This window comes from Mediterraneibacter flintii (genome assembly GCF_055387595.1).
Genome location: NZ_AP031405.1, coordinates 1 through 20885, shown reverse-complemented (window position 1 = coordinate 20885; position 20885 = coordinate 1). Strand labels below are relative to the sequence as shown.

General features: G+C 41.7%; 16 protein-coding genes, 1 tRNA gene and 3 rRNA genes. 16 read left to right on the top strand and 4 right to left on the bottom strand.

Going from position 1 to position 20885, the window contains the following annotated elements; all coding sequences use genetic code 11:
• Positions 1-85 precede the first annotated feature (85 nt).
• Positions 86-1252, top strand: coding sequence for an iron-containing alcohol dehydrogenase (locus ACZ5C4_RS00100; protein WP_464519268.1), 1167 nt, complete (start codon positions 86-88; stop codon positions 1250-1252).
• 80 nt (positions 1253-1332) lie between these two features.
• Here ACZ5C4_RS00100 and rbr read toward each other — a convergent pair whose 3' ends face one another.
• From rbr to ACZ5C4_RS00085, 3 genes are all read right to left on the bottom strand, one after another.
• Positions 1333-1869: a rubrerythrin gene (gene rbr, locus ACZ5C4_RS00095; protein WP_464519267.1), complete on the bottom strand. Its 537-nt coding sequence runs from the start codon at positions 1867-1869 to the stop codon at positions 1333-1335.
• 137 nt (positions 1870-2006) lie between these two features.
• Positions 2007-2549 carry an NADH peroxidase gene (locus tag ACZ5C4_RS00090; RefSeq protein ID WP_070088086.1) on the bottom strand — a complete coding sequence of 181 codons (543 nt, stop codon included), beginning with the start codon at positions 2547-2549 and terminating at the stop codon, positions 2007-2009.
• 32 nt (positions 2550-2581) lie between these two features.
• Complete coding sequence (locus ACZ5C4_RS00085; RefSeq protein WP_464519266.1) at positions 2582-2977, bottom strand: Fur family transcriptional regulator; 396 nt, start codon at positions 2975-2977, stop codon at positions 2582-2584.
• A 453-nt stretch (positions 2978-3430) separates the two neighbouring features.
• Here ACZ5C4_RS00085 and ACZ5C4_RS00080 point away from each other — a divergent pair, with 453 nt between their 5' ends.
• Positions 3431-4528 (top strand): C40 family peptidase, encoded by a 1098-nt coding sequence (locus ACZ5C4_RS00080; protein WP_464519265.1) that lies wholly within the window; start codon positions 3431-3433, stop codon positions 4526-4528.
• Positions 4529-5038: 510 nt separating this feature from the next.
• The gene (locus tag ACZ5C4_RS00075) at positions 5039-5248 is read left to right on the top strand and encodes a DUF1858 domain-containing protein (RefSeq protein WP_186875835.1); all 210 of its coding nucleotides are present in this window, start codon (positions 5039-5041) and stop codon (positions 5246-5248) included.
• A 92-nt stretch (positions 5249-5340) separates the two neighbouring features.
• Here ACZ5C4_RS00075 and ACZ5C4_RS00070 read toward each other — a convergent pair whose 3' ends face one another.
• Positions 5341-6063, bottom strand: coding sequence for an adaptor protein MecA (locus ACZ5C4_RS00070; RefSeq protein ID WP_464519264.1), 723 nt, complete (start codon positions 6061-6063; stop codon positions 5341-5343).
• Positions 6064-6533: 470 nt separating this feature from the next.
• Here ACZ5C4_RS00070 and ACZ5C4_RS00065 point away from each other — a divergent pair, with 470 nt between their 5' ends.
• The 13 genes from ACZ5C4_RS00065 to ACZ5C4_RS00005 all read left to right on the top strand — a co-directional run bounded on the left by ACZ5C4_RS00065 (position 6534) and on the right by ACZ5C4_RS00005 (position 20864).
• Positions 6534-6755, top strand: a complete 222-nt coding sequence (locus ACZ5C4_RS00065; RefSeq protein ID WP_186875833.1) for a hypothetical protein — start codon at positions 6534-6536, stop codon at positions 6753-6755.
• A 181-nt stretch (positions 6756-6936) separates the two neighbouring features.
• Positions 6937-8877, top strand: coding sequence for a glycosyl hydrolase family 18 protein (locus tag ACZ5C4_RS00060; protein ID WP_464519263.1), 1941 nt, complete (start codon positions 6937-6939; stop codon positions 8875-8877).
• A gap of 71 nt (positions 8878-8948) precedes the next feature.
• Positions 8949-9650, top strand: a complete 702-nt coding sequence (locus ACZ5C4_RS00055) for an N-acetylmuramoyl-L-alanine amidase family protein (RefSeq protein WP_464519262.1) — start codon at positions 8949-8951, stop codon at positions 9648-9650.
• Positions 9651-9691: 41 nt separating this feature from the next.
• Positions 9692-11218 carry an L-threonylcarbamoyladenylate synthase gene (locus ACZ5C4_RS00050; RefSeq protein ID WP_464519261.1) on the top strand — a complete coding sequence of 509 codons (1527 nt, stop codon included), beginning with the start codon at positions 9692-9694 and terminating at the stop codon, positions 11216-11218.
• Positions 11218-11847: a uracil phosphoribosyltransferase gene (gene upp / locus ACZ5C4_RS00045; RefSeq protein WP_464519260.1), complete on the top strand. Its 630-nt coding sequence runs from the start codon at positions 11218-11220 to the stop codon at positions 11845-11847. The genes ACZ5C4_RS00050 and upp overlap by 1 nt, the downstream gene beginning before the upstream one ends.
• Positions 11848-11866: 19 nt before the next feature.
• Entirely contained in the window at positions 11867-12355 is a 489-nt protein-coding gene (locus tag ACZ5C4_RS00040; protein WP_464519259.1) for a deoxycytidylate deaminase, read from the top strand.
• 38 nt (positions 12356-12393) lie between these two features.
• Positions 12394-13239: a fumarate hydratase gene (locus ACZ5C4_RS00035; RefSeq protein WP_464519258.1), complete on the top strand. Its 846-nt coding sequence runs from the start codon at positions 12394-12396 to the stop codon at positions 13237-13239.
• A gap of 216 nt (positions 13240-13455) precedes the next feature.
• Entirely contained in the window at positions 13456-14010 is a 555-nt protein-coding gene (locus ACZ5C4_RS00030) for a Fe-S-containing hydro-lyase (RefSeq protein ID WP_464519257.1), read from the top strand.
• A 128-nt stretch (positions 14011-14138) separates the two neighbouring features.
• Complete coding sequence (locus ACZ5C4_RS00025; protein ID WP_464519256.1) at positions 14139-14864, top strand: lysophospholipid acyltransferase family protein; 726 nt, start codon at positions 14139-14141, stop codon at positions 14862-14864.
• Between the two features lie 210 nt (positions 14865-15074).
• A tRNA-Ser gene (locus ACZ5C4_RS00020) sits at positions 15075-15162 on the top strand.
• A gap of 460 nt (positions 15163-15622) precedes the next feature.
• A 16S ribosomal RNA gene (locus ACZ5C4_RS00015) occupies positions 15623-17156 on the top strand.
• A 188-nt stretch (positions 17157-17344) separates the two neighbouring features.
• Positions 17345-17462: ribosomal RNA gene (gene rrf, locus ACZ5C4_RS00010) — 5S ribosomal RNA — on the top strand.
• A 505-nt stretch (positions 17463-17967) separates the two neighbouring features.
• Positions 17968-20864, top strand: a 23S ribosomal RNA gene (locus ACZ5C4_RS00005).
• The 16S, 23S and 5S rRNA genes sit together here with 1 tRNA gene alongside, the layout of an rRNA operon.
• Positions 20865-20885 lie beyond the last annotated feature (21 nt).

Genomic DNA, 20885 nt, shown 5'->3' with positions numbered 1-20885 from the left:
AAAAATTTTTATCTCTATTGTCAATTGAAAGTATCCAATAGAAATGCTATTTTAGTTTAAACTAATTGGGAAAGGATGATTATTTATGAATAACTATCAATTATATGCCCCTACATTTATTACCGGGCGCGGCTCTATTGAATTTTTTGCTTCATTGGGTAAAAAAAAGATTGGTATTATCAGAGGAGGACGTAGCTATAATGATGAAGTGAGAACAAAGATTGAAAATGCAGCGACTTCTACTGGCGCTGACGTGATGTATTTAGCACAGATAAGAAATGAACCTTATATAGAAGATATCTTTGCATGTATGGATAAAGTAAATGAATTTCAACCCGATATGATTTTGGCAGTAGGCGGAGGAAGTGTTCTTGATTCTGCTAAGGCAATTCATTTATTTTATGAAAATCCGAATTTGACTTTTACAGAGGCGACAATACCATATAAATTACCAAAACTAGGGAAAAAAGCGGTACATATATCTGTTCCTACTACTAGTGGTACAGGTTCGGAAACTACATCGGCAGCAGTTTTTATTGATTCTGTGTCAAAAACTAAAAAATTACTATTAGATAACACTTTGATACCGCATTACGCGGTGTTGGATGCTGATCTGACAGATTCCTTACCGGTTCCCTTAACTATTTCTACTGCTCTAGATGCCTTAGCTCACGCGATTGAATCAAGTACTGCTTTAAATTCTACGGCTATAACAAGAGCTTATTCTATTGAAGCTGCTTTAGATATCTTAGAATCTTTGCCAGTTGCTGTATCAAAATTTACTACAGTGGAAGAAAAAAAGCAGGCAAAAGAAAACTTACATATCGCTGCTTCTATTGCAGGAGTGGCTATTACGAATTCTTGTACTGGGATCGTCCATTCATACGATCACCCCGGACCGGCATTTTCTATATCCCATGGAAATATTTGTGGTTTAATGCTGCCATATTCACTAAAATATGTAGGACCACATTCTTCATACAGTAAAATTGCCAGAAGATTGGGATATAAAGGTACAGATTCAGAACTTTTGTTGGCATTACAAAATTATTTGTTTGATTTTATCAAAAGCTTTGGTTTGCCATTGACGTTTAAAGAAATGGGAATAAATGAATCAGAATATTTAGAAGGAGCAGAAAAATGGGCAGATATATCTTTACCAGCTTTTGCAACGCAGGTGTCCCCAGCTAGTATGACATATGAAAAAGGGATTGCATTTTACAAGGAATGTTTTTGGGGAATAGATCGGTGAACTAAAATAAGCTGCGGACATATTTATATATCCGCAGCTATAATATAGAAGATAGTATAATAATAGAAACTTCAGGATTTCTAATAATTTTCAGCCTTTCTTTCAAAGTAAGCCTTTGGATGTGCGCAGACTGGACAGACTTCAGGAGCTTCTTCTCCTTCATAGATAAATCCACAGTTTCCACATTTCCATCCAAGAGGCGCCTCGCCTTTAAATGTTTCTCCAGAACGGAAGTGTTCTAACAATCTGTTGTAACGTGCTTCGTGGGAAGCTTCTACTTTTGCAACACCGCGGAATTTGGCAGCCAGTTCCGGAAAGCCTTCAGCTTCAGCTTCTTCTGCCATGCGTTTATACATATCTGTCCACTCATAATTTTCACCTGCTGCGGCATCTTCTAGATTTTCTTCTACACTGCCGATTCCATGGAACTCTTTAAACCACATTTTGGCATGTTCCTTTTCTTGTGAAGCAGTTTCCTCAAAGATATTAGCCATCTGTACATATCCTGCTTTTCTCGCAGCAGATGCATAAAAAGTATATTTGTTGCGTGCCTGGGATTCCCCTGAAAATGCATCCATAAGGTTTTGCTCTGTTTTTGTTCCTGCGTACTTTGACATATCGTATCCTCCTTTTTATTATAATGGGACTTTATTCCTATATTATAAAATGTTTATTTTGTAAAAACAACTGTTTTAGATAAAGAGAAGCTGTCTGCCATAGAAGTGCAGACAGCTTCTTTTTTTATATTTTATAATTAACCAAAGTATCTCTTCAAAAGTCCTTCGAATGCTTTTCCATGACGTGCTTCATCTCTTGCCATTTCGTGAACTGTATCATGGATTGCATCCAGGTTAGCTGCTTTTGCACGTTTTGCGAGATCAAATTTTCCAGCTGTTGCACCATTTTCAGCATCTACTCTCATTTCAAGATTCTTCTTTGTGCTGTCTGTTACAACTTCACCTAACAATTCAGCAAATTTAGCGGCATGCTCTGCCTCTTCATAAGCTGCCTTTTCCCAATATAATCCGATTTCCGGATAACCTTCTCTGTGAGCAACTCTCGCCATTGCAAGATACATTCCTACTTCAGAACATTCTCCTTCAAAGTTTGCTCTTAAATCAGCCAAAATGTCCTCACTTACACCCTGAGCAACTCCAACTACGTGCTCAGCTGCCCATTCTCTGTCACCTGTCTGTTCTTTAAATTTTTCAGCCGGTGCATGACAGACTGGACATTCAGCCGGTGCAGCCTCTCCTTCATAAACATAACCACATACTGTACAAACAAATTTTTTCATAGCTTTTATCTCCTTTTCTTAAATTATATATTTTATGACTTTTTAATGCAGTCACCGCATTCACCGTAAAAGAGTATAGAACTGGACTGAATAATGCCGTCAAAATTCGTTCCGGCCATTTGATTGACTTCTTCTATATTTTTCATGTCAAGCTCTAAATCCAGCAACCGTCCGCACTTAGTACAAAGAAAATGATTGTGTGGTTCGACCCTTCCATCAAATCTGTCACCGCCGTTGGGTGTAGGGATTTTAATTGCCTCCCCAATTTCCGTAAGAAGATTTAAATTTCTGTAAACAGTTCCCAGACTGATATTTGGAAATTCTTTCTTCATCTGAAGATAAACGGTATCGGCAGTTGGATGCTCTTTTGTTGTTGCCAGATAATTTTTGATGGATTCTCGTTGCCGACTATATTTTAAAGTTGTCAATGGAATCCTCCTTTCATATCAAAACAATAACAGTAACGATTACTGTGATTAGAATATAATACAAAAAAAGATAAAAGTCAATAGAAAAATTAAAAAAAATTTAAAGTAACAGTTTAACCATACAGATGTACACTCGCAAAACCATGCAAGCATATTTTATGCTTCCCGCATACTGTATGGTTGAACTGTTACAATTTAAAATCTTTATAAATATATATTATAGAAGGAATAATTCAGACAAATTGTTACAAAATAGTTAATAAATAATTGCATAAATTGTTTTTTATTATAAATTAAAAGTATAAAGTGTCGATGTATGTATATTAAATTACTATAAAATTGGTTGACAGTCATAGTAGGGATTGCTATAATGGCAACGTAACAAATTTAACAAATGTGTAACATTTAGAACTTCCTACAAAAGATAAAGACTGAAAATCAAGGAGGTTTTATATGAAGATGACACACATAAGGCAAAAGATAATTATTTCTGCTCTGGCAGGAGTAGTTATGATTCCGGGGAGCGCAATTACGGTAAAAGCTGCGGAACAAAAGACAGAAGAAAAATCCGTTTTGCCGGTTGCAGGAATCGAATCGGTACTGACAGAATGTTACGAAACAGAAGTAAAAGAAAATCTAAATCTGTATTTAGTACCAACAGCAGAGGGTGAGTATTCAAATATGGCATTTTCTAATGTAGGTGATTATACCTACATTAGAACTGCCCCAGATGAAACCAGTGACTGGGTTGGAAAATTATATAGTGATTCCGCTGCAGAAGTATTGGAATTTCAAGGTGACTGGGCAAAGATAAAATCCGGAGACGCAGAAGGCTATGTTCCGGCAGCTTCTCTTTACACAGGGGAGGACGCAGAGACACATGCGAGAGAATTTGAAAAGGAAAAGATGAAGGTAGAAGCGTATGTGCTTAATGTACGCGACGGACAAGGAACACAGGCAAATATACTGACACAGGTAGAACAAAATGAAGAATATATGATTACAGGCGAACCTGTTGAAGGATGGTATCCGGTAGAAATAGGTGATATTTCCGGATGGGTCAGCGGAGACTATATCACAGTAGAGACGACGTATTCGTATGGAGAAACCAGAGAGGCAGAGGAGGAGCGCATAGCCGAAGAAAATAAAGCACAGCAGGACGCAGAGGCAATGCAAGCTCAGGAAGCAGCTATTGTACAAACACAGTCAGCCACAGGACAAGCAGTTATTGATTATGCCTGCCAGTTTATTGGAAACCCGTATGTATGGGGAGGAACAAGTCTGACAGAAGGAGCAGACTGTTCAGGGTTTGTACAATCTGTATATGCTCATTTTGGAATTAATTTACCGCGGACAACATGGGATATGGAAACGGTAGGGTATCCAGTAAGCTATGAAGAAGCACTTCCGGGAGACCTGGTATTATACGATGGACATGTCGGTTTGTATATGGGAGATGGAAATATTGTCAATGCAATGAACGAAGCGGATGGTATAGGAATCTGCAGTGCGACATATACAAACATTATTACAATAAGAAGGGTTTTGTAAACTACGGATTTGGATAAAAACTGTACTTCAAAAATGAAAAAGAAGTACAGTTTTTTTCAGTAAAAAGGCAGTGCGTTTTTTGCTGTCGTTAAAATGAAAAAATAGCAAAAAAAAGAGAATCGTAGAAGTTATATGGAAAATAATAACAATATACAAAATGCACAAATTTGTATGAAATTGTAAAAAAGAGTCGAAGATGGTAAAAAAGAAGTTTTCAACTTATCCACACTCAATCTAGAAAAAAACGTGGAAAACATTAGATTTTTGAAAAGTTATCCACATTATCCACATAAAAACATGTGTTTTTGGTGAATTACTCACTGTAAAAAAAGAACGCGTGTTTTGGTGAGTTGTTATGAAATTAGGAATTTGTCGAAAAAAAGCAGAAAAAATCTTGACTTTTAAGTAGTCTAAAAAAGTGAGAAAATTAATTTATTTTTCTGACGGTTGATTATTTGGAAGTAAGGGATTATAATTAAAAACACTGAATATAAAAAGGAGGAAATAGAAATGTCACAGATTTCTAAAAATACAACAATTGGGGAATTGCTAAATGTTTATCCGGAAGCAGCTCCGATTCTTATGGAAATTGGAATGCACTGTCTGGGATGCCCTTCTGCACAGATGGAATCCTTAGAGGAAGCGGCAATGGTTCATGGGATAGACAGCGACCTGCTTGTAGAAAAGATTAATGCAGCGATGCAGGCAGCAGGAAAATAAAGAATACAGAAATGAAAAATACCGCCTGGATTTAATCCGGGCGGTATTTTTTGAATCACGTACTATCTGCTTTAGAAAGATAAAAATGTAAATTATAGTACAGATAATTTTTGTACTGCATCAGCTGATATAAAAATCTCGCAGTGCTCCTCTAAGAATGCGAGGATTGCGGCGGACCCTTTTTCAGGTGATCCATATTCGGAAAGCATATTACAAATCTTATTAAATTCATTACCAGTATGTTCCGACTGTGCAAGTGCCAGTATATACATATTATTTTCTGTATCATGGTACAAAGTGTTGGAACCTTGATATACCGGTGCTATCAGATGCGCTGCCTGGATTACAGAGTCAATCGTTTCAAAAGAAAACAAGCGTACCGTAAAAGGAATAGATGTACTGTCATTGTCTTTTGTTTCGGATTCTGTACTTGATGCAGCCTCCTTTACTTTATTTAAAAGGTTGAGAAATTCTTCTGCACCTTCTAATTTATCCAGTGTTTCGGAATTCATAGATTCCGTATCACCAGATGACGTAAATTTAGAAAATCTTGTATCTAATTCTTCCGGATCCTCCACCTTTGTTATAATCAATACAATGGAGTCAGAAGAAGCAGGAATTGCTTCAATCATCAACGGAATATCCTCTGCTTCGAAACCAAAGTCAAAGGAAGCCTGCTGCATCATATCACGAAATAAAGATTTTGCTTTCTCTGTGCCATATGCGAGTTCGCTTAATTTCAGATGACGTGCTGCCAAATCAGCATGTGTCAAAGTACAACGAATTTGATTCTCATTCAGTTTTTCGATTTTCATATGATCACATCCTTATGAATTGATATATCAAATAGTATATCTTCTCACTATTAGTATAAACAAAAAACAAAAATATGTAAAGCGAAATAAACTCAAGATTTAGGTTATCAACAAAATAGCCTGACTTATAAACAAAAAACACATTGCAAACACAAAGTTTAGTATCTATAATGGCAGTTACAGAAGATAGTATTCCTTGGTAAATATGAGTTTATACGGAAGGAGGAATACAATTTACTTTTCTAAATTTCTCGGTACAGTATGAACTGGTTTCCGGATAAGGAAATCAGAATTCAAAATCTTAAGTCCTGTGTCAGGACAAAATCAGCACACGACAATGATGTTATCCACTGTGATTCATACTATCTTCCAGATTGTCATAAAACCGGCAGTATGTCACGAATACCTCTGTATGGTTTGATTGGCAGATTTTACATGTTTACCAGAATCGCCAGGGAGAGGAGGAGACCATGAGTAGGGACGAAGCAGCTTATAGAGAATTATTTGCAGAGTTGGAAAATTATGAGAAAAACGGAGTAAACATTTTTATGGAGGACTGCAAAGCAAGCCCAATGCAAATTGTGACAGCATGTATGCTGAAGGAAGAAGGAAGCTATATGCGGGATTATGTACTGAATCCAGAAGGAAACATAGAATCTTTAGCTTTTATCAATATTAGTGGAAACAAATAGGCATGGAATACCCCTTTACATGCAGGACAAAATAATTGATGTATATTCGGCAAAACCGTTTAAAATGTCGTAAAAAATAGCAAAATATTGATGACGTATATAAAAAATATGGTATAATATACGCAAATCTGTGTTTAAATAGTAAGACATGGAATACTAAGGCCTGACTAGGAGGTGCGGCATGGACGAAAGAGAAAGAAGGGGTGCAGATACCCGCAGGGCGAGACAGCAGGGAAGGCAGAGAAGAAGCCCGGGCAGCAGTACCCGCAGAACGGGGAGACGGCCGGAGACGGAAAGAACATCCGAACATCCAAGCATTCAAAGATCAAGGCGCAGAAGTAGCCGTGCAAGGCGTAGAAGAAGAAATATGATAATAAGGACATTTCTTCTTATTATAGTGATTATTGCAGTTATTGCAGGATTTATATTTTGGAAAAGATACGGTTCATCAAGTGAGAAAGCCGATTTGAATCAATATTATGGGTTAGTGAATGAAGATGATATTGCAGTTATAGTAAATAATCAGGTAGTTCGCAGCACGGAGGATACAGAGGCGGTTCCGCCGGGAAAGATGTTTGATGGAACTCCTTATGTAGAATACTCGGTAGTCAGAGATAGGATCAATAAGAGAATTTACTGGGATTCTAATGAAAACGTTCTTCTTTATACACTTCCGAACGGAAATGTAACAGTTGAAGTAGGAAGCAAAGAATATACAGAGATTAATGAGACTAAAAGCGAAGAATATGTGATATTGAAAACAGAGGGTAAGACAGCATATATAGCTTTACCGTTTATACAGCACTACACAAATATGACATACTCTGTTTATGAACAGCCGGATCGAGCAGTAATTACAAGTGAATGGGGCAAGGTTCAGACAGCCAAACTAAAAAGAGATACAGAGGTACGTTATCAGGGAGGAGTCAAAAGTCCGATTTTGACTGAAGTAGAGAAATCGGATAAGGTGACAGTTCTTGAAGATGAGAATGACTGGCAAAAAGTCGCTACCAACGATGGGTTTATTGGCTATGTAAAGACGAGTTCTCTGAAAGATGAGAAAACAGAAACTCTTTCTAATGAATTTGAGGAGCCCGTATATACAAATATTTCAGAAAACCATACTATAAATATGGCATGGCATAATGTGGAAAATGAAGATGCAAATAATTATGTTCTTGAGACAATAGCAGGGACAAAAGGGCTTACAACAATCGCTCCGACATGGTTTAATCTTGCAGATACCGAAGGAAATATTTCATCTATAGCGAATTCTGAGTATGTGAATTATGCGCACCAGTCTAAGCTAGAGGTGTGGGCTGTGCTTAGAGATTTTCATGGAGGAATTAACTCTTATGATGAAACATACCAGGTATTAAGTTATACGTCAAAGAGAGCAAATGTTATCAATCAGGTTATTGCCGCGGCGTTACAGTCGGGTGTAGACGGAATTAATCTGGACTTTGAACTGATTTCAAATGAGTGTGGAGAACATTATATTCAGTTCGTAAGAGAATTATCGGTAAAATGCCGGCAAAATGGCCTTGTTTTTTCTGTAGATAATTATGTGCCACAGCCTTATAATGAACATTATGACCTGGAAGAACAGGGAATAATGGCTGACTATGTAATTATTATGGCCTATGACGAGCATACAGAAGGTTCCTATGAGGCGGGCTCAGTGTCGTCTTATGAATATGTAAAAACAGGGATTGAAGACGCATTGAAGAAAGTGCCAAATACGAAATTAATTGCTGGTATTCCATTCTATACAAGGCTGTGGCTGGAGTCTCCAAAGACGGAGGAAGAGCTTGCTCAGGACGAAGGTACGGAAGCAGCAAATTATCCAAATAAAGTGACTAGTTCAGCACTTGGAATGGATGAAGCAGCAGATATGCTTCAGTCTGTGGGTGCCCAGGCAGAATGGGACGATACGGCAAAACAGAATTATGCCCAGTGGGAGACAGATGAAGGCGTTTATAAGATATGGCTTGAGGACAGCACATCTATTGAAGAAAAACTAAAGCTGATTAAGCAGAATAAATTGGCAGGTGTAGCTGAATGGAAGCTCGGCTGGGAAAATGCAAGTGTTTGGGATTTGATTCTCCAGTATGTAAATTAGATTTAAGAAGTCGGTGAAAGGGACATCCTTCTTTCGCATATATTACAATATATGGAAAGGAGGATGTTTTTTTGCAGCAGAAAATAAAAATTGTAGGGGCAATCGCATTGCTGCTATGTGTGATAGCAGCATGTCGGGCGGGTGGAGAATATCTGTATCGTCATATGAATAAGAGTATGGAAACTACGGCGCAGAAGGTAGATAAAAGAGAGAAGCCTTTGGTTATTGTTGATGCCGGGCATGGCGGACAGGATCCCGGCAAAATAGGGGTAAATGATGCATTGGAAAAAGATGTTAATTTGAGCATTGCAATTTATTTGAAGGAATACTTGGAAAAAAGGGATGTACAAGTGCTTATGACAAGGGAAGACGGTGAACGCCTGGTAAATTCTCAATCGGGTGATTTGAAGGAAAGGGTGAAGCTCATCAATGAAAATTCTCCGGATCTAACAGTCAGCATTCATCAGAATAGTTACCACGAAGCATCTGTGCATGGAGCGCAGGCATTTTATTTTACACATTCAAAAGAGGCGAAAACGGCAGCCGAAATCATCCAGAAAGCAATAAAAACAGCAGATACCGAAGGAAGCAGGGAAGCAAAGGCGAACGATACATATTATCTTTTAAAGAAAACAGAAGTGCCAGTTGTCATTATGGAGTGCGGATTTTTAAGCAATTACGAAGAGGCGGAAAAATTAGTCACAGAAGAATACCAGAAGGAGCTTGCAGAAGCGATTGCAGATGGAGTCATGGAATACTTAGAAAGCAGATAAAGGAGTTTTTTTTTAATACAAATAATGGTATAATGAAGCGTATGAGGACAAAAATAAGAAAAGTAGATAAAAATAATATAGAGAAATCTATTATACAGGAAGCGGGAGAAATATTGAAACAAGGCGGGCTTGTTGCGTTTCCTACAGAGACAGTATACGGGCTTGGTGCAAATGCATTGGACGAGGAGGCTGCAAAAAAGACGTATGCAGCAAAGGGGCGTCCATCCGATAATCCTCTGATCGTTCACATTGCGGATAGAGAGGACTTAAAGAAAATTGCAGTTCATATTCCTCCAGAGACAGAAGCATTGATGCAGCATTTTTGGCCAGGGCCGCTTACGATGATATTTGAAAAAAGTGCAGCAGTTCCCTATGGAACAACAGGCGGGCTTAACACAGTTGCTGTTCGGATGCCGAGCGATCCGGTTGCTATGCAGCTTATTAAAGCGGCAGGAGGGTTTGTTTCTGCTCCAAGTGCAAATACCTCAGGGCGTCCAAGCCCGACGACTGCAGCGCATGTAGAAGAGGATCTGAATGGAAAAATAGATATGATACTAGACGGCGGAAGTGTGGATATAGGGCTTGAATCCACGATACTGGATATGACAGTAACTCCGCCTATGATTCTGCGTCCAGGGGCAATTACGGCTGATATGTTTGAGGAAATAATTGGAACAGTGAGTGTAGATGAAACACTTTTAGGCAGCGAGAGCAGTCAGCCTCCGAAGGCGCCGGGAATGAAGTACAGGCATTATGCTCCAAAAGCAAGGCTGATGATCGTAGAAGGAGACTTAAGGGAAGAAATCCTGGCGATTCGTCAGTTGGCATATGAGGGATACAAAAAAGGGAAATCCGTTGGGATTATTGCTACGAATGAAACAAATCAGTTTTATCGGTATGGGCTTGTTAAGAATATAGGGACAAGAGAGAATGAAAAAACAATTGCAAAAAATTTATATCGTATTCTAAGAGAATTTGACGAGGAAAATGTGGATGCAATATATAGTGAGTCTTTTGCGATGCAGGGAATCGGGAAAGCGATTATGAATCGCCTGGAAAAGGCGGCAGGTCATCTTCGTTTATCTGCTGCTGCGATAGTGAAAGAACAGAAATACCGTCGGATTTTATTTGTAAGCAGTACAGATACAAGTCGGGGGCCTATGGCGGCTGAACTGCTTCGGGCACAGGAATTGGAACAAGAATATGTGATTGACTCCAGGGGACTGATTGTACTCTTTCCGGAACCAGTAAACCAGAAAATAGAAGCAATTATGAAGAGTGGACAATTAAGCCTTGAGAAACATTTTTCTAGTCAATTAAAAGAAGAAGATTTACAAGAAGATACTTTGGTTCTGGCAATTGATGAGGGACTGAAGAAAAAGATTTTATCTGAATATCAAAATACAAAAAATGTGTATACACTCAATGAATTTACGGAGGTGGAAGGAGACATTCCGAATCCATACGGACAGCCGTTGACTGCCTACGGTGAGTGTTATGAAATTTTGACAAAGTTAATAGAAAAGTTGACAAATAAATTAAATTCATATACTAAAGGAGGAGAATGATGGCAGAGATTCACGTGATGGAGCACCCGTTGATTCAGCACAAAATCAGCTATATCAGACGGGAGGATGTAGGTACAAAAGAGTTCAGAGAAGTAATTGGTGAGATTGCAGGTTTAATGTGTTATGAGGCAACGCGGGATCTAAAGCTGAAGGATATTAAAATTAAAACACCGATTGCAGAAACATGGGGAAAAGAATTGACAGGAAAAAAATTAGCGGTTGTACCGATTCTTAGGGCAGGCCTGGGAATGGTGGACGGAATGCTTTCCCTCATTCCGACTGCAAAGGTGGGACATATCGGATTGTACAGAGATCCGGAGACATTTCAGCCGGTTGAATATTATTGTAAGCTTCCGGCAGATTGTGAGGAACGAGAAGTATTTGTGGTAGACCCAATGTTGGCGACAGGGGGGTCTAGTACGGCTGCAATTCATATGCTAAAAGAAAAAGGGGTAAAGCACATTCGCTTTATGTGTATCATTGCGGCACCGGAAGGCGTTAAGAAAATGCAGGAAGAGCATCCGGATGTAGATTTGTATATCGGTGCATTGGATGAACGGTTAAATGAACACGCTTATATTGTTCCGGGACTGGGCGATGCCGGAGACCGGATATTCGGAACAAAGTAAAATACAGGAGGGAATTCGAATGTCTGAAAAGAGAAAAGATTATTTATCGTGGGACGAATATTTTATGGGAGTTGCAATGCTGGCAGGCATGCGTTCAAAGGATCCGAATACGCAGGTAGGATGCTGCATTGTGAGCAAGGACAATAAAATTTTGTCTATGGGTTATAATGGTTTTCCGATTGGATGTTCAGATGATGAATTCCCATGGGCGCGTGAGGGGGAAGATCCCCTTGAGACAAAATATGTGTATTCTACTCACAGCGAATTAAATGCGATTTTAAATTACAGCGGCGGGAGTCTTGTCGGAGCAAAGCTGTATGTCTCATTGTTTCCTTGCAATGAATGCGCGAAAGCCATTATCCAGGCGGGCATTAAAGAAGTGATATATGATTGTGACAAGTATGCGGATACCCCGAGTGTGATAGCATCTAAAAGGATGATGGATGCGGCGGGGGTACGTTATCACCAGTATCACCGGACAAACAGAGAAGTAAAAATTCTTCTGTAATATATTATAAATAGGAAAAAAGAGGGACAGACATCATTATGATTCGGACAGTAAATGTAAATGAAATAACAGAAAATATAAAAGAGATGTGTATAGAGGTGAATCATTTTCTTTCTTCTGATATGACAGCCGCTATGAAAGGTGCAGAGAAAAAGGAAAAGTCTGTCCTCGGCCGCCAGATTTTAAGTCAGCTTCAGGAAAATCTTCATATAGCGGCAGAAGATATGATACCAATCTGTCAGGACACAGGAATGGCAGTGATTTTTCTCGAAATAGGGCAGGACGTACATTTTACAGGCGGCAGTCTGGAAGAGGCTGTAAATGAAGGTGTGCGCCGAGGATACGAGGAAGGATTTTTAAGAAAATCAGTAGTTGGAGATCCTATCCTAAGAAAAAATACGGGAGATAATACGCCGGCAGTTCTTCATATAAGGATTGTAACTGGAGATAAGATAAAAATAAAGGTTGCACCCAAAGGCTTTGGGAGTGAAAATATGAGCCGCGTATTTATGCTAAAACCAGCAGAGGGAATAGAAGGTGTAAAGCAGGCGGTGCTGACAGCAGTAAAAGATGCGGGGCCTAATGCTTGTCCGCCTATAGTAGTAGGGGTTGGAATAGGAGGCACATTTGAAAAATGCGCTCTTATGGCCAAAGAAGCATTGACCCGCGAAACAGGAAAGCATTCAGAAATTTCATGGGCTGCAGAATTAGAAGAAGAACTTTTAGAAAAAATCAATCAGCTTGGGATCGGCCCGGGGGGACTGGGAGGTACTGTAACAGCATTGGCGGTTCATGTAAATACATACCCTACTCATATAGCGGGCCTGCCTGTGGGAATTAATATCTGTTGTCATGTAAATCGTCATATAACAAGAGTATTATAAAAGAGTGATTTATTTATGTTTAGGTAATATACACAGTAGAAATAGATATTAAATTCTGTAAAGGAAGATAAATTGGATAACAATTAAAAAAGTATTATTTTAGTAGCCGGTATAAATATTTTAAATCAACCTGTAAAATAAGAGCTGTTCAGGTGGGGGATTCAAAAACATTTATATCGGCTAAAAACTGGGGCTTAAAAAGAGGAGGTTGTCGCGGTGGACAGACATATAAAAGTACCGATTGCAAAAGAGGACGCTAAGATATTAAGGGCGGGGGACTATGTGTATATTACAGGTATCATCTATACCGCAAGAGATGCTGCACATAAAAGAATGTATGAAATATTACAGAAGGGCGGCGAACTTCCAATAAATCTAAAGGAACAGGTAATCTACTATATGGGGCCCTCACCTGCCCGCAAAGATTATCCAATTGGCTCGGCGGGTCCCACTACGGCAAGCCGCATGGACAAGTATACACCACAGCTTTTAGATTTAGGGCTTGGAGCGATGATTGGAAAGGGAAAAAGGAGTCCGTCGGTGGTAGATGCAATTATCAGGAATGGAGCAGTTTATTTCGCGGCAGTAGGAGGAGCAGGAGCGCTGCTTTCGAAATGTATTAAAAAGTCAGAGGTCATCGCATATGAGGATCTTGGAACAGAAGCAATACGCAGACTTGAAGTTGAAAACTTTCCTGCTATTGTTGTAATAGATTCAAAGGGACAAAATCTCTATGAAACAGCGATTCGGGAGTATTGCCTGGAAAAGTAAGCAGCCTACACTTTAGAAAAACTATAAAGCAGAGCAGGGAGCAGATATGTGTTTAAGCATCTGCATATGGTTTCTTATTAAAATGTGCTAAAGCCAGTACAAAGCATATAGAGGAAGGATATGAAAAAATGAAACGTATTTTACTAATGGTATTTCGAAATATTTTATTAGTGCCATATATGTGGATACGCCTTTGTTACAGGGCGGCACATACAGAAAAATATACAGAAGAAAATCAATATGCTTTTTTAAAATGGATTGTGATACATGCAAACAGAGGAGGAAATGTGTATATTGATGTGCATGGAGCAGAAAATATTCCTTCCCAGAATGGTTTTATGTTTTACCCGAATCATCAGGGACTATACGATGTTCTTGCAGTATTAGAAGCGTGCCCGGTTCCATTTTCTGTTGTAGCTAAAAAAGAGATAAAAAATATCCAGTTTTTAAAACAGGTATTTGCCTGTATGAAAGCATATATGCTGGATAGAGAAGATGTGCGTCAGGCAATGAAAGTGATTCTTGACGTATCGGATGAAGTGAAAAAAGGTAGAAATTATTTGATATTTGCAGAAGGAACAAGATCGAAATGTGGAAATCGTATCGGCGATTTCAAAGGAGGAAGCTTTAAAGCAGCAACACGTGCAAAATGTCCGATTGTTCCGGTTGCTCTGATTGATTCCTTTCAGCCTTTTGATAGAAATACAATTGCTCCGGTAACAGTTCAGGTGCATTTTTTAAAGCCAATAGAATATGAAGACTATAAAGAGATGAAAACAACAGAAATAGCAGCACTAGTACATGATAAGATACAAAAAACAATTGATGAAAATGAAAGCTCTGTCACTGTATGAATATCCAGATAATAGTATCAGAGCAATTCTGTTATACAGAACAGACAGAATTCAGTATTTGAAAAAGTCTGTAGGATTGGTCAAAATATCGGAAAAACTTTTATTTTACCGTTGACATTGCAAATTCACTTTAGTATAATAATTCTTGCGTTATCGCAGAAAATATGTGTGCTGTAAAATAGTTCATTTTGCAGTTGGTTTTCAGAATCAGGAGAAATACTCAAGAGGCTGAAGAGGCGCCCCTGCTAAGGGTGTAGGTCGGGAAACCGGCGCGAGGGTTCAAATCCCTCTTTCTCCGTTTGACATTATCCAGAAACTACTGGTGAATCCAGTAGTTTTTGTGTTTCAACTATAGAGTTGTGTAGATAATGTCAGAAAAACACTAAATATAGTATCCAAAAGAAGTATTGTAAAAAAGTTCAAGAAAAATCAAAAAAAGTCTTGACAAAAAATAGAAATAAATGATATTATATTTAGGCTGACCCGTGAGGTTAGCAAAGTAAAGCACCTTGAGAACTGAACAATAGACAACAATCCTTGAAAATTCTAAGAGAGAAATTTTCGAACGGTCTGTATGGAATACAGACGAACCAAGAACAGTAAAAGGATAAGAATTAGCTAGAGGTTAATTCTGAACTGGACAAATGTTTTCCATGAGAAAGAGGAGGCTCCCACAGCACTAAGCTCGTGAGGGACCTCGCTAAGAGCATGGGGAGCGCAAACGAACATAAGGCTTTTAAAGACAAAGCCTAAGTTCTACATGCGAGAGTTTGATCCTGGCTCAGGATGAACGCTGGCGGCGTGCCTAACACATGCAAGTCGAGCGAAGCACATTGCTATGAATCTTTCGGGAGGAAGAGCGAAGTGACTTAGCGGCGGACGGGTGAGTAACGCGTGGGTAACCTGCCTCATACAGGGGGATAACAGTTAGAAATGACTGCTAATACCGCATAAGCGCACAGGACCGCATGGTCAAGTGTGAAAAACTGAGGTGGTATGAGATGGACCCGCGTCTGATTAGCTAGTTGGTGAGGTAAGGGCTCACCAAGGCAACGATCAGTAGCCGACCTGAGAGGGTGACCGGCCACATTGGGACTGAGACACGGCCCAAACTCCTACGGGAGGCAGCAGTGGGGAATATTGCACAATGGGGGAAACCCTGATGCAGCGACGCCGCGTGAGCGAAGAAGTATTTCGGTATGTAAAGCTCTATCAGCAGGGAAGAAAATGACGGTACCTGACTAAGAAGCACCGGCTAAATACGTGCCAGCAGCCGCGGTAATACGTATGGTGCAAGCGTTATCCGGATTTACTGGGTGTAAAGGGAGCGTAGACGGATAAGCAAGTCTGGAGTGAAAGCCCGGGGCTCAACCCCGGGACTGCTTTGGAAACTGTTAATCTAGAGTGCTGGAGAGGTAAGTGGAATTCCTAGTGTAGCGGTGAAATGCGTAGATATTAGGAGGAACACCAGTGGCGAAGGCGGCTTACTGGACAGTGACTGACGTTGAGGCTCGAAAGCGTGGGGAGCAAACAGGATTAGATACCCTGGTAGTCCACGCCGTAAACGATGACTACTAGGTGTCGGGTGGCAAAGCCATTCGGTGCCGCAGCCAACGCAATAAGTAGTCCACCTGGGGAGTACGTTCGCAAGAATGAAACTCAAAGGAATTGACGGGGACCCGCACAAGCGGTGGAGCATGTGGTTTAATTCGAAGCAACGCGAAGAACCTTACCTGCCCTTGACATCCGAATGACGAGCGAGTAATGTCGTTTTTCCTTCGGGACATTCGAGACAGGTGGTGCATGGTTGTCGTCAGCTCGTGTCGTGAGATGTTGGGTTAAGTCCCGCAACGAGCGCAACCCTTATCTTTAGTAGCCAGCAGGTAAAGCTGGGGACTCTAGAGAGACTGCCAGGGATAACCTGGAGGAAGGTGGGGATGACGTCAAATCATCATGCCCCTTATGGGCAGGGCTACACACGTGCTACAATGGCGTAAACAAAGGGAGGCGAGACTGTGAAGTGGAGCAAATCCCAAAAATAACGTCTCAGTTCGGATTGTAGTCTGCAACTCGACTACATGAAGCTGGAATCGCTAGTAATCGCGAATCAGAATGTCGCGGTGAATACGTTCCCGGGTCTTGTACACACCGCCCGTCACACCATGGGAGTCAGTAACGCCCGAAGTCAGTGACCCAACCGAAAGGAGGGAGCTGCCGAAGGCGGGACGGATAACTGGGGTGAAGTCGTAACAAGGTAGCCGTATCGGAAGGTGCGGCTGGATCACCTCCTTTCTAAGGAAGAAGAAGTATGCACAGAACACTTAGCGAGCCGGAAGGCGAGGTTAGTGAGAAGGCACATCGCAGAGCATAGCAAAGCGATGAAGGAGCAGTTGTCTATTGTTGAGGGTTCAAGGAGAGGGAAGCGCGGAGAACAAGCCTAGTTCTAAGCTCGAAAAGACCTCACCAAGAACTTAAGATTTTTTGGTGGCGATGCGTTTGTGGGAAACACCCGTACCCATCCCGAACACGATGGTTAAGCCGCAGACGGCCGATGGTACTGCACTGGAGACGGTGTGGGAGAGTAGGTGGCCGCCAAATTTAAAAAAGAAAAAAGACAAAGCAAAGGAAACTTCAGAAACCAAAGGAAATAGGGATTCTGAAGAAATAACCGGACGCATACGTGAAAAGAACACGTGAAGTCTTTAAGCATAGATACAGGCAAGGATAAGCAACAACTTATCAAAGCCAACCCAATCAGCAGGGAAGTGCTGTTTAAATAGATAAAGAAACTGTCACGAAGGTTTTTTACCAGTGATTAGAGAGCAGAAAAGGTTCTGGTTTCTAATGACTGATAAAAAATCAGTCAGCTGATAAGATGTGAAGGTTTAAAACCTAAGGGTTTGTCACACATCTAAATGTACCTTGAAAACTGCATATAAAAGAAGAAAGAGATAGAAATATCGAAAAGACATCCGAGGTAAATGTAAGAGAACATTACCAGAGTCTGAAGAAAACAGACGGAAAACTAAATTGACCTAGAACCAACGCGTGTAACGCTATACACGTGTGGATGACCATTCATTCCCGTGAATGGGAGTCAGTTGGTTATGCTAATAAGAGCGTATGGTGGATGCCTAGGCACTAAGAGCCGATGAAGGACGTGATAAGCTGCGAAAAGCTTCGGGGAGGGGCAAATACCCATCGATCCGGAGATATCCGAATGGGGGAACCCACTTGAGAAAACCTCAAGTATCCTTACGTGAATCCATAGGGTAAGGAAGGGAACCCGGTGAACTGAAACATCTAAGTAGCCGGAGGAAGAGAAAACAACAGTGATTCCGAAAGTAGCGGCGAGCGAAATCGGAAGAGCCCAAACCAGGGTGCGTGCATCCTGGGGTTCGGACCGCATAATTGATTCATCAAGAGTAGCAGAATGGTTTTGGGAAAGCCAGCCAGAGAGGGTGAAAGCCCCGTAAGCGAAACTTAAGATGACAAGGCGGAATCCAGAGTAGGTCGAGACACGAGAAACCTTGACTGAATATGCGGGGACCACCCCGTAAGGCTAAATACTCCTTAGTGACCGATAGCGCATAGTACTGTGAAGGAAAGGTGAAAAGGACCCCGGGAGGGGAGTGAAAGAGAACCTGAAACCATATGTTTACAAGCTGTGGAAGCGCTTTAAATGCGCAACCGCGTACTTTTTGTAGAACGGTCCGGCGAGTTGCGTCGTCTGGCGAGGTTAAGCACTAAAAGGTGTGGAGCCGAAGGGAAACCAAGTCTGAAAAGGGCGGTTAAGTCAGACGGAGCAGACCCGAAACCGGGTGATCTATCCATGTCCAGGTTGAAGTTGCCGTAAAAGGCAATGGAGGACCGAACCCACATCCGTTGAAAAGGGTGGGGATGAGGTGTGGATAGGGGAGAAATTCCAATCGAACCCGGAGATAGCTGGTTCTCCTCGAAATAGCTTTAGGGCTAGCCTCATGCAAGTCTTACGGAGGTAGAGCACTGAATTCCTAAGGGGGCGTCAAAGCTTACCAAGGGATATCAAACTCCGAATGCCGTGTAGATGGTGCATGGGAGTCAGACTATCCGAGATAAGTTGGGTGGTCGAAAGGGAAAGAGCCCAGACCTGCAGCTAAGGTCCCAAAATGTGTGTTAAGTGGAAAAGGATGTGGGATTTCAAAGACAACTAGGATGTTGGCTTAGAAGCAGCCATACATTAAAAGAGTGCGTAATAGCTCACTAGTCGAGAGGTCCTGCGCCGAAAATGTCCGGGGCTAAAACACACTACCGAAGCTTAGGAATATATGAATGTATATTGGTAGAGGAGCATTCTTAACGAGAAGAAGCTGTACCGGAAGGAGCAGTGGATTGTTAAGAAGAGAGAATGCCGGAATGAGTAGCGAGAGGAAGGTGAGAATCCTTCCGGCCGAATATCTAAGGTTTCCAGAGTAAAGCTGATCTGCTCTGGGTAAGTCGGGGCCTAAGGTGAGGTCGAAAGACGTAGCCGATGGACAACAGGTTGAAATTCCTGTACTATCTTATAACAGAACTGTGGGGACGCAGAGAGAGAGCACGAGCCGGGAATGGAAAGCCCGGTACAAGCGAGGTAGGAGTGCATAAGGCAAATCCGGTGCACAATCCGAAGACGTGAAGTGGAGCGAACTAAGAGTAGCGAAGCGTGTGAGCTAGCTGCCAAGAAAAGCCGCTATTGTTTGTAAGATACCCGTACCGTAAACCGACACAGGTGGATGAGGAGAGAATCCTAAGGCCGACGGGAGAAGCATTGTTAAGGAACTCGGCAAAATGACTCCGTAACTTCGGGAGAAGGAGTGCCAGGTAAGACTGGCCGCAGAGAATTGGCCCAAGCAACTGTTTAGCAAAAACACAGGTCTATGCAAAACCGAAAGGTGAGGTATATGGGCTGACGCCTGCCCGGTGCTGGAAGGTTAAGGGGAGAGGTTAGTGGCAACACGAAGCTTTGAACTTAAGCCCCAGTAAACGGCGGCCGTAACTATAACGGTCCTAAGGTAGCGAAATTCCTTGTCGGGTAAGTTCCGACCCGCACGAAAGGCGTAATGATTTGGGCACTGTCTCAACAATGCACCCGGTGAAATTGAAATACCAGTGAAGATGCTGGTTACCTGCGCCAGGACGGAAAGACCCCATGGAGCTTTACTCCAGCTTGATACTGGGATTCGGTATTGCATGTACAGGATAGGTGGGAGACAAGGAAATGGTAACGCCAGTTACCATGGAGTCGCTGTTGGGATACCACCCTTGCAGTATTGGGTTTCTAACCAGCAGCCGTGAACCGGCTGGGGGACAATGTCAGGTGGGGAGTTTGACTGGGGCGGTCGCCTCCGAAAGGGTATCGGAGGCGCTCAAAGGTTCCCTCAGAATGGTCGGAAACCATTCGGAGAGTGTAAAGGCAGAAGGGAGCTTGACTGCGACACCGACGGGTGGAGCAGGTACGAAAGTAGGACTTAGTGATCCGGTGGTATAAAGTGGGATTGCCATCGCTCAACGGATAAAAGCTACCCTGGGGATAACAGGCTTATCACTCCCAAGAGTTCACATCGACGGAGTGGTTTGGCACCTCGATGTCGGCTCATCGCATCCTGGGGCTGAAGTAGGTCCCAAGGGTTGGGCTGTTCGCCCATTAAAGCGGTACGCGAGCTGGGTTCAGAACGTCGTGAGACAGTTCGGTCCCTATCCGGCGTGGGCGTAGGATATTTGAGAGGAGCTGTCCTTAGTACGAGAGGACCGGGATGGACTGGCCGCTGGTGAATCTGTTGTTCTGCCAAGGGCATAGCAGAGTAGCCAAGCCGGGAAGGGATAAACGCTGAAGGCATCTAAGCGTGAAGCCCCCCTCAAGAAGAGATATCCCATAGCAAAAGCTAGTAAGACCCCTTGAAGACGACGAGGTAGATAGGGCAGAGGTGGAAGCATGGTAACATGTGGAGCTGACTGTTACTAATAGGTCGAGGGCATAACCAAGCAGGTGATAGGTTGGATGAT

What these genes read in the sequence shown, in the direction of transcription:
- ACZ5C4_RS00100 (WP_464519268.1), top strand. Translation starts at nt 86, where the DNA reads ATGAATAACTATCAATTATATGCCCCTACATTTATTACCGGGCGCGGC.
- rbr (WP_464519267.1), bottom strand. Translation starts at nt 1,869, where the DNA reads ATGTCAAAGTACGCAGGAACAAAAACAGAGCAAAACCTTATGGATGCA.
- ACZ5C4_RS00090 (WP_070088086.1), bottom strand. Translation starts at nt 2,549, where the DNA reads ATGAAAAAATTTGTTTGTACAGTATGTGGTTATGTTTATGAAGGAGAG.
- ACZ5C4_RS00080 (WP_464519265.1), top strand. Translation starts at nt 3,431, where the DNA reads ATGAAGATGACACACATAAGGCAAAAGATAATTATTTCTGCTCTGGCA.
- ACZ5C4_RS00075 (WP_186875835.1), top strand. Translation starts at nt 5,039, where the DNA reads ATGTCACAGATTTCTAAAAATACAACAATTGGGGAATTGCTAAATGTT.
- ACZ5C4_RS00070 (WP_464519264.1), bottom strand. Translation starts at nt 6,063, where the DNA reads ATGAAAATCGAAAAACTGAATGAGAATCAAATTCGTTGTACTTTGACA.
- ACZ5C4_RS00065 (WP_186875833.1), top strand. Translation starts at nt 6,534, where the DNA reads ATGAGTAGGGACGAAGCAGCTTATAGAGAATTATTTGCAGAGTTGGAA.
- ACZ5C4_RS00060 (WP_464519263.1), top strand. Translation starts at nt 6,937, where the DNA reads ATGGACGAAAGAGAAAGAAGGGGTGCAGATACCCGCAGGGCGAGACAG.
- ACZ5C4_RS00050 (WP_464519261.1), top strand. Translation starts at nt 9,692, where the DNA reads ATGAGGACAAAAATAAGAAAAGTAGATAAAAATAATATAGAGAAATCT.
- upp (WP_464519260.1), top strand. Translation starts at nt 11,218, where the DNA reads ATGGCAGAGATTCACGTGATGGAGCACCCGTTGATTCAGCACAAAATC.
- ACZ5C4_RS00040 (WP_464519259.1), top strand. Translation starts at nt 11,867, where the DNA reads ATGTCTGAAAAGAGAAAAGATTATTTATCGTGGGACGAATATTTTATG.
- ACZ5C4_RS00035 (WP_464519258.1), top strand. Translation starts at nt 12,394, where the DNA reads ATGATTCGGACAGTAAATGTAAATGAAATAACAGAAAATATAAAAGAG.
- ACZ5C4_RS00025 (WP_464519256.1), top strand. Translation starts at nt 14,139, where the DNA reads ATGAAACGTATTTTACTAATGGTATTTCGAAATATTTTATTAGTGCCA.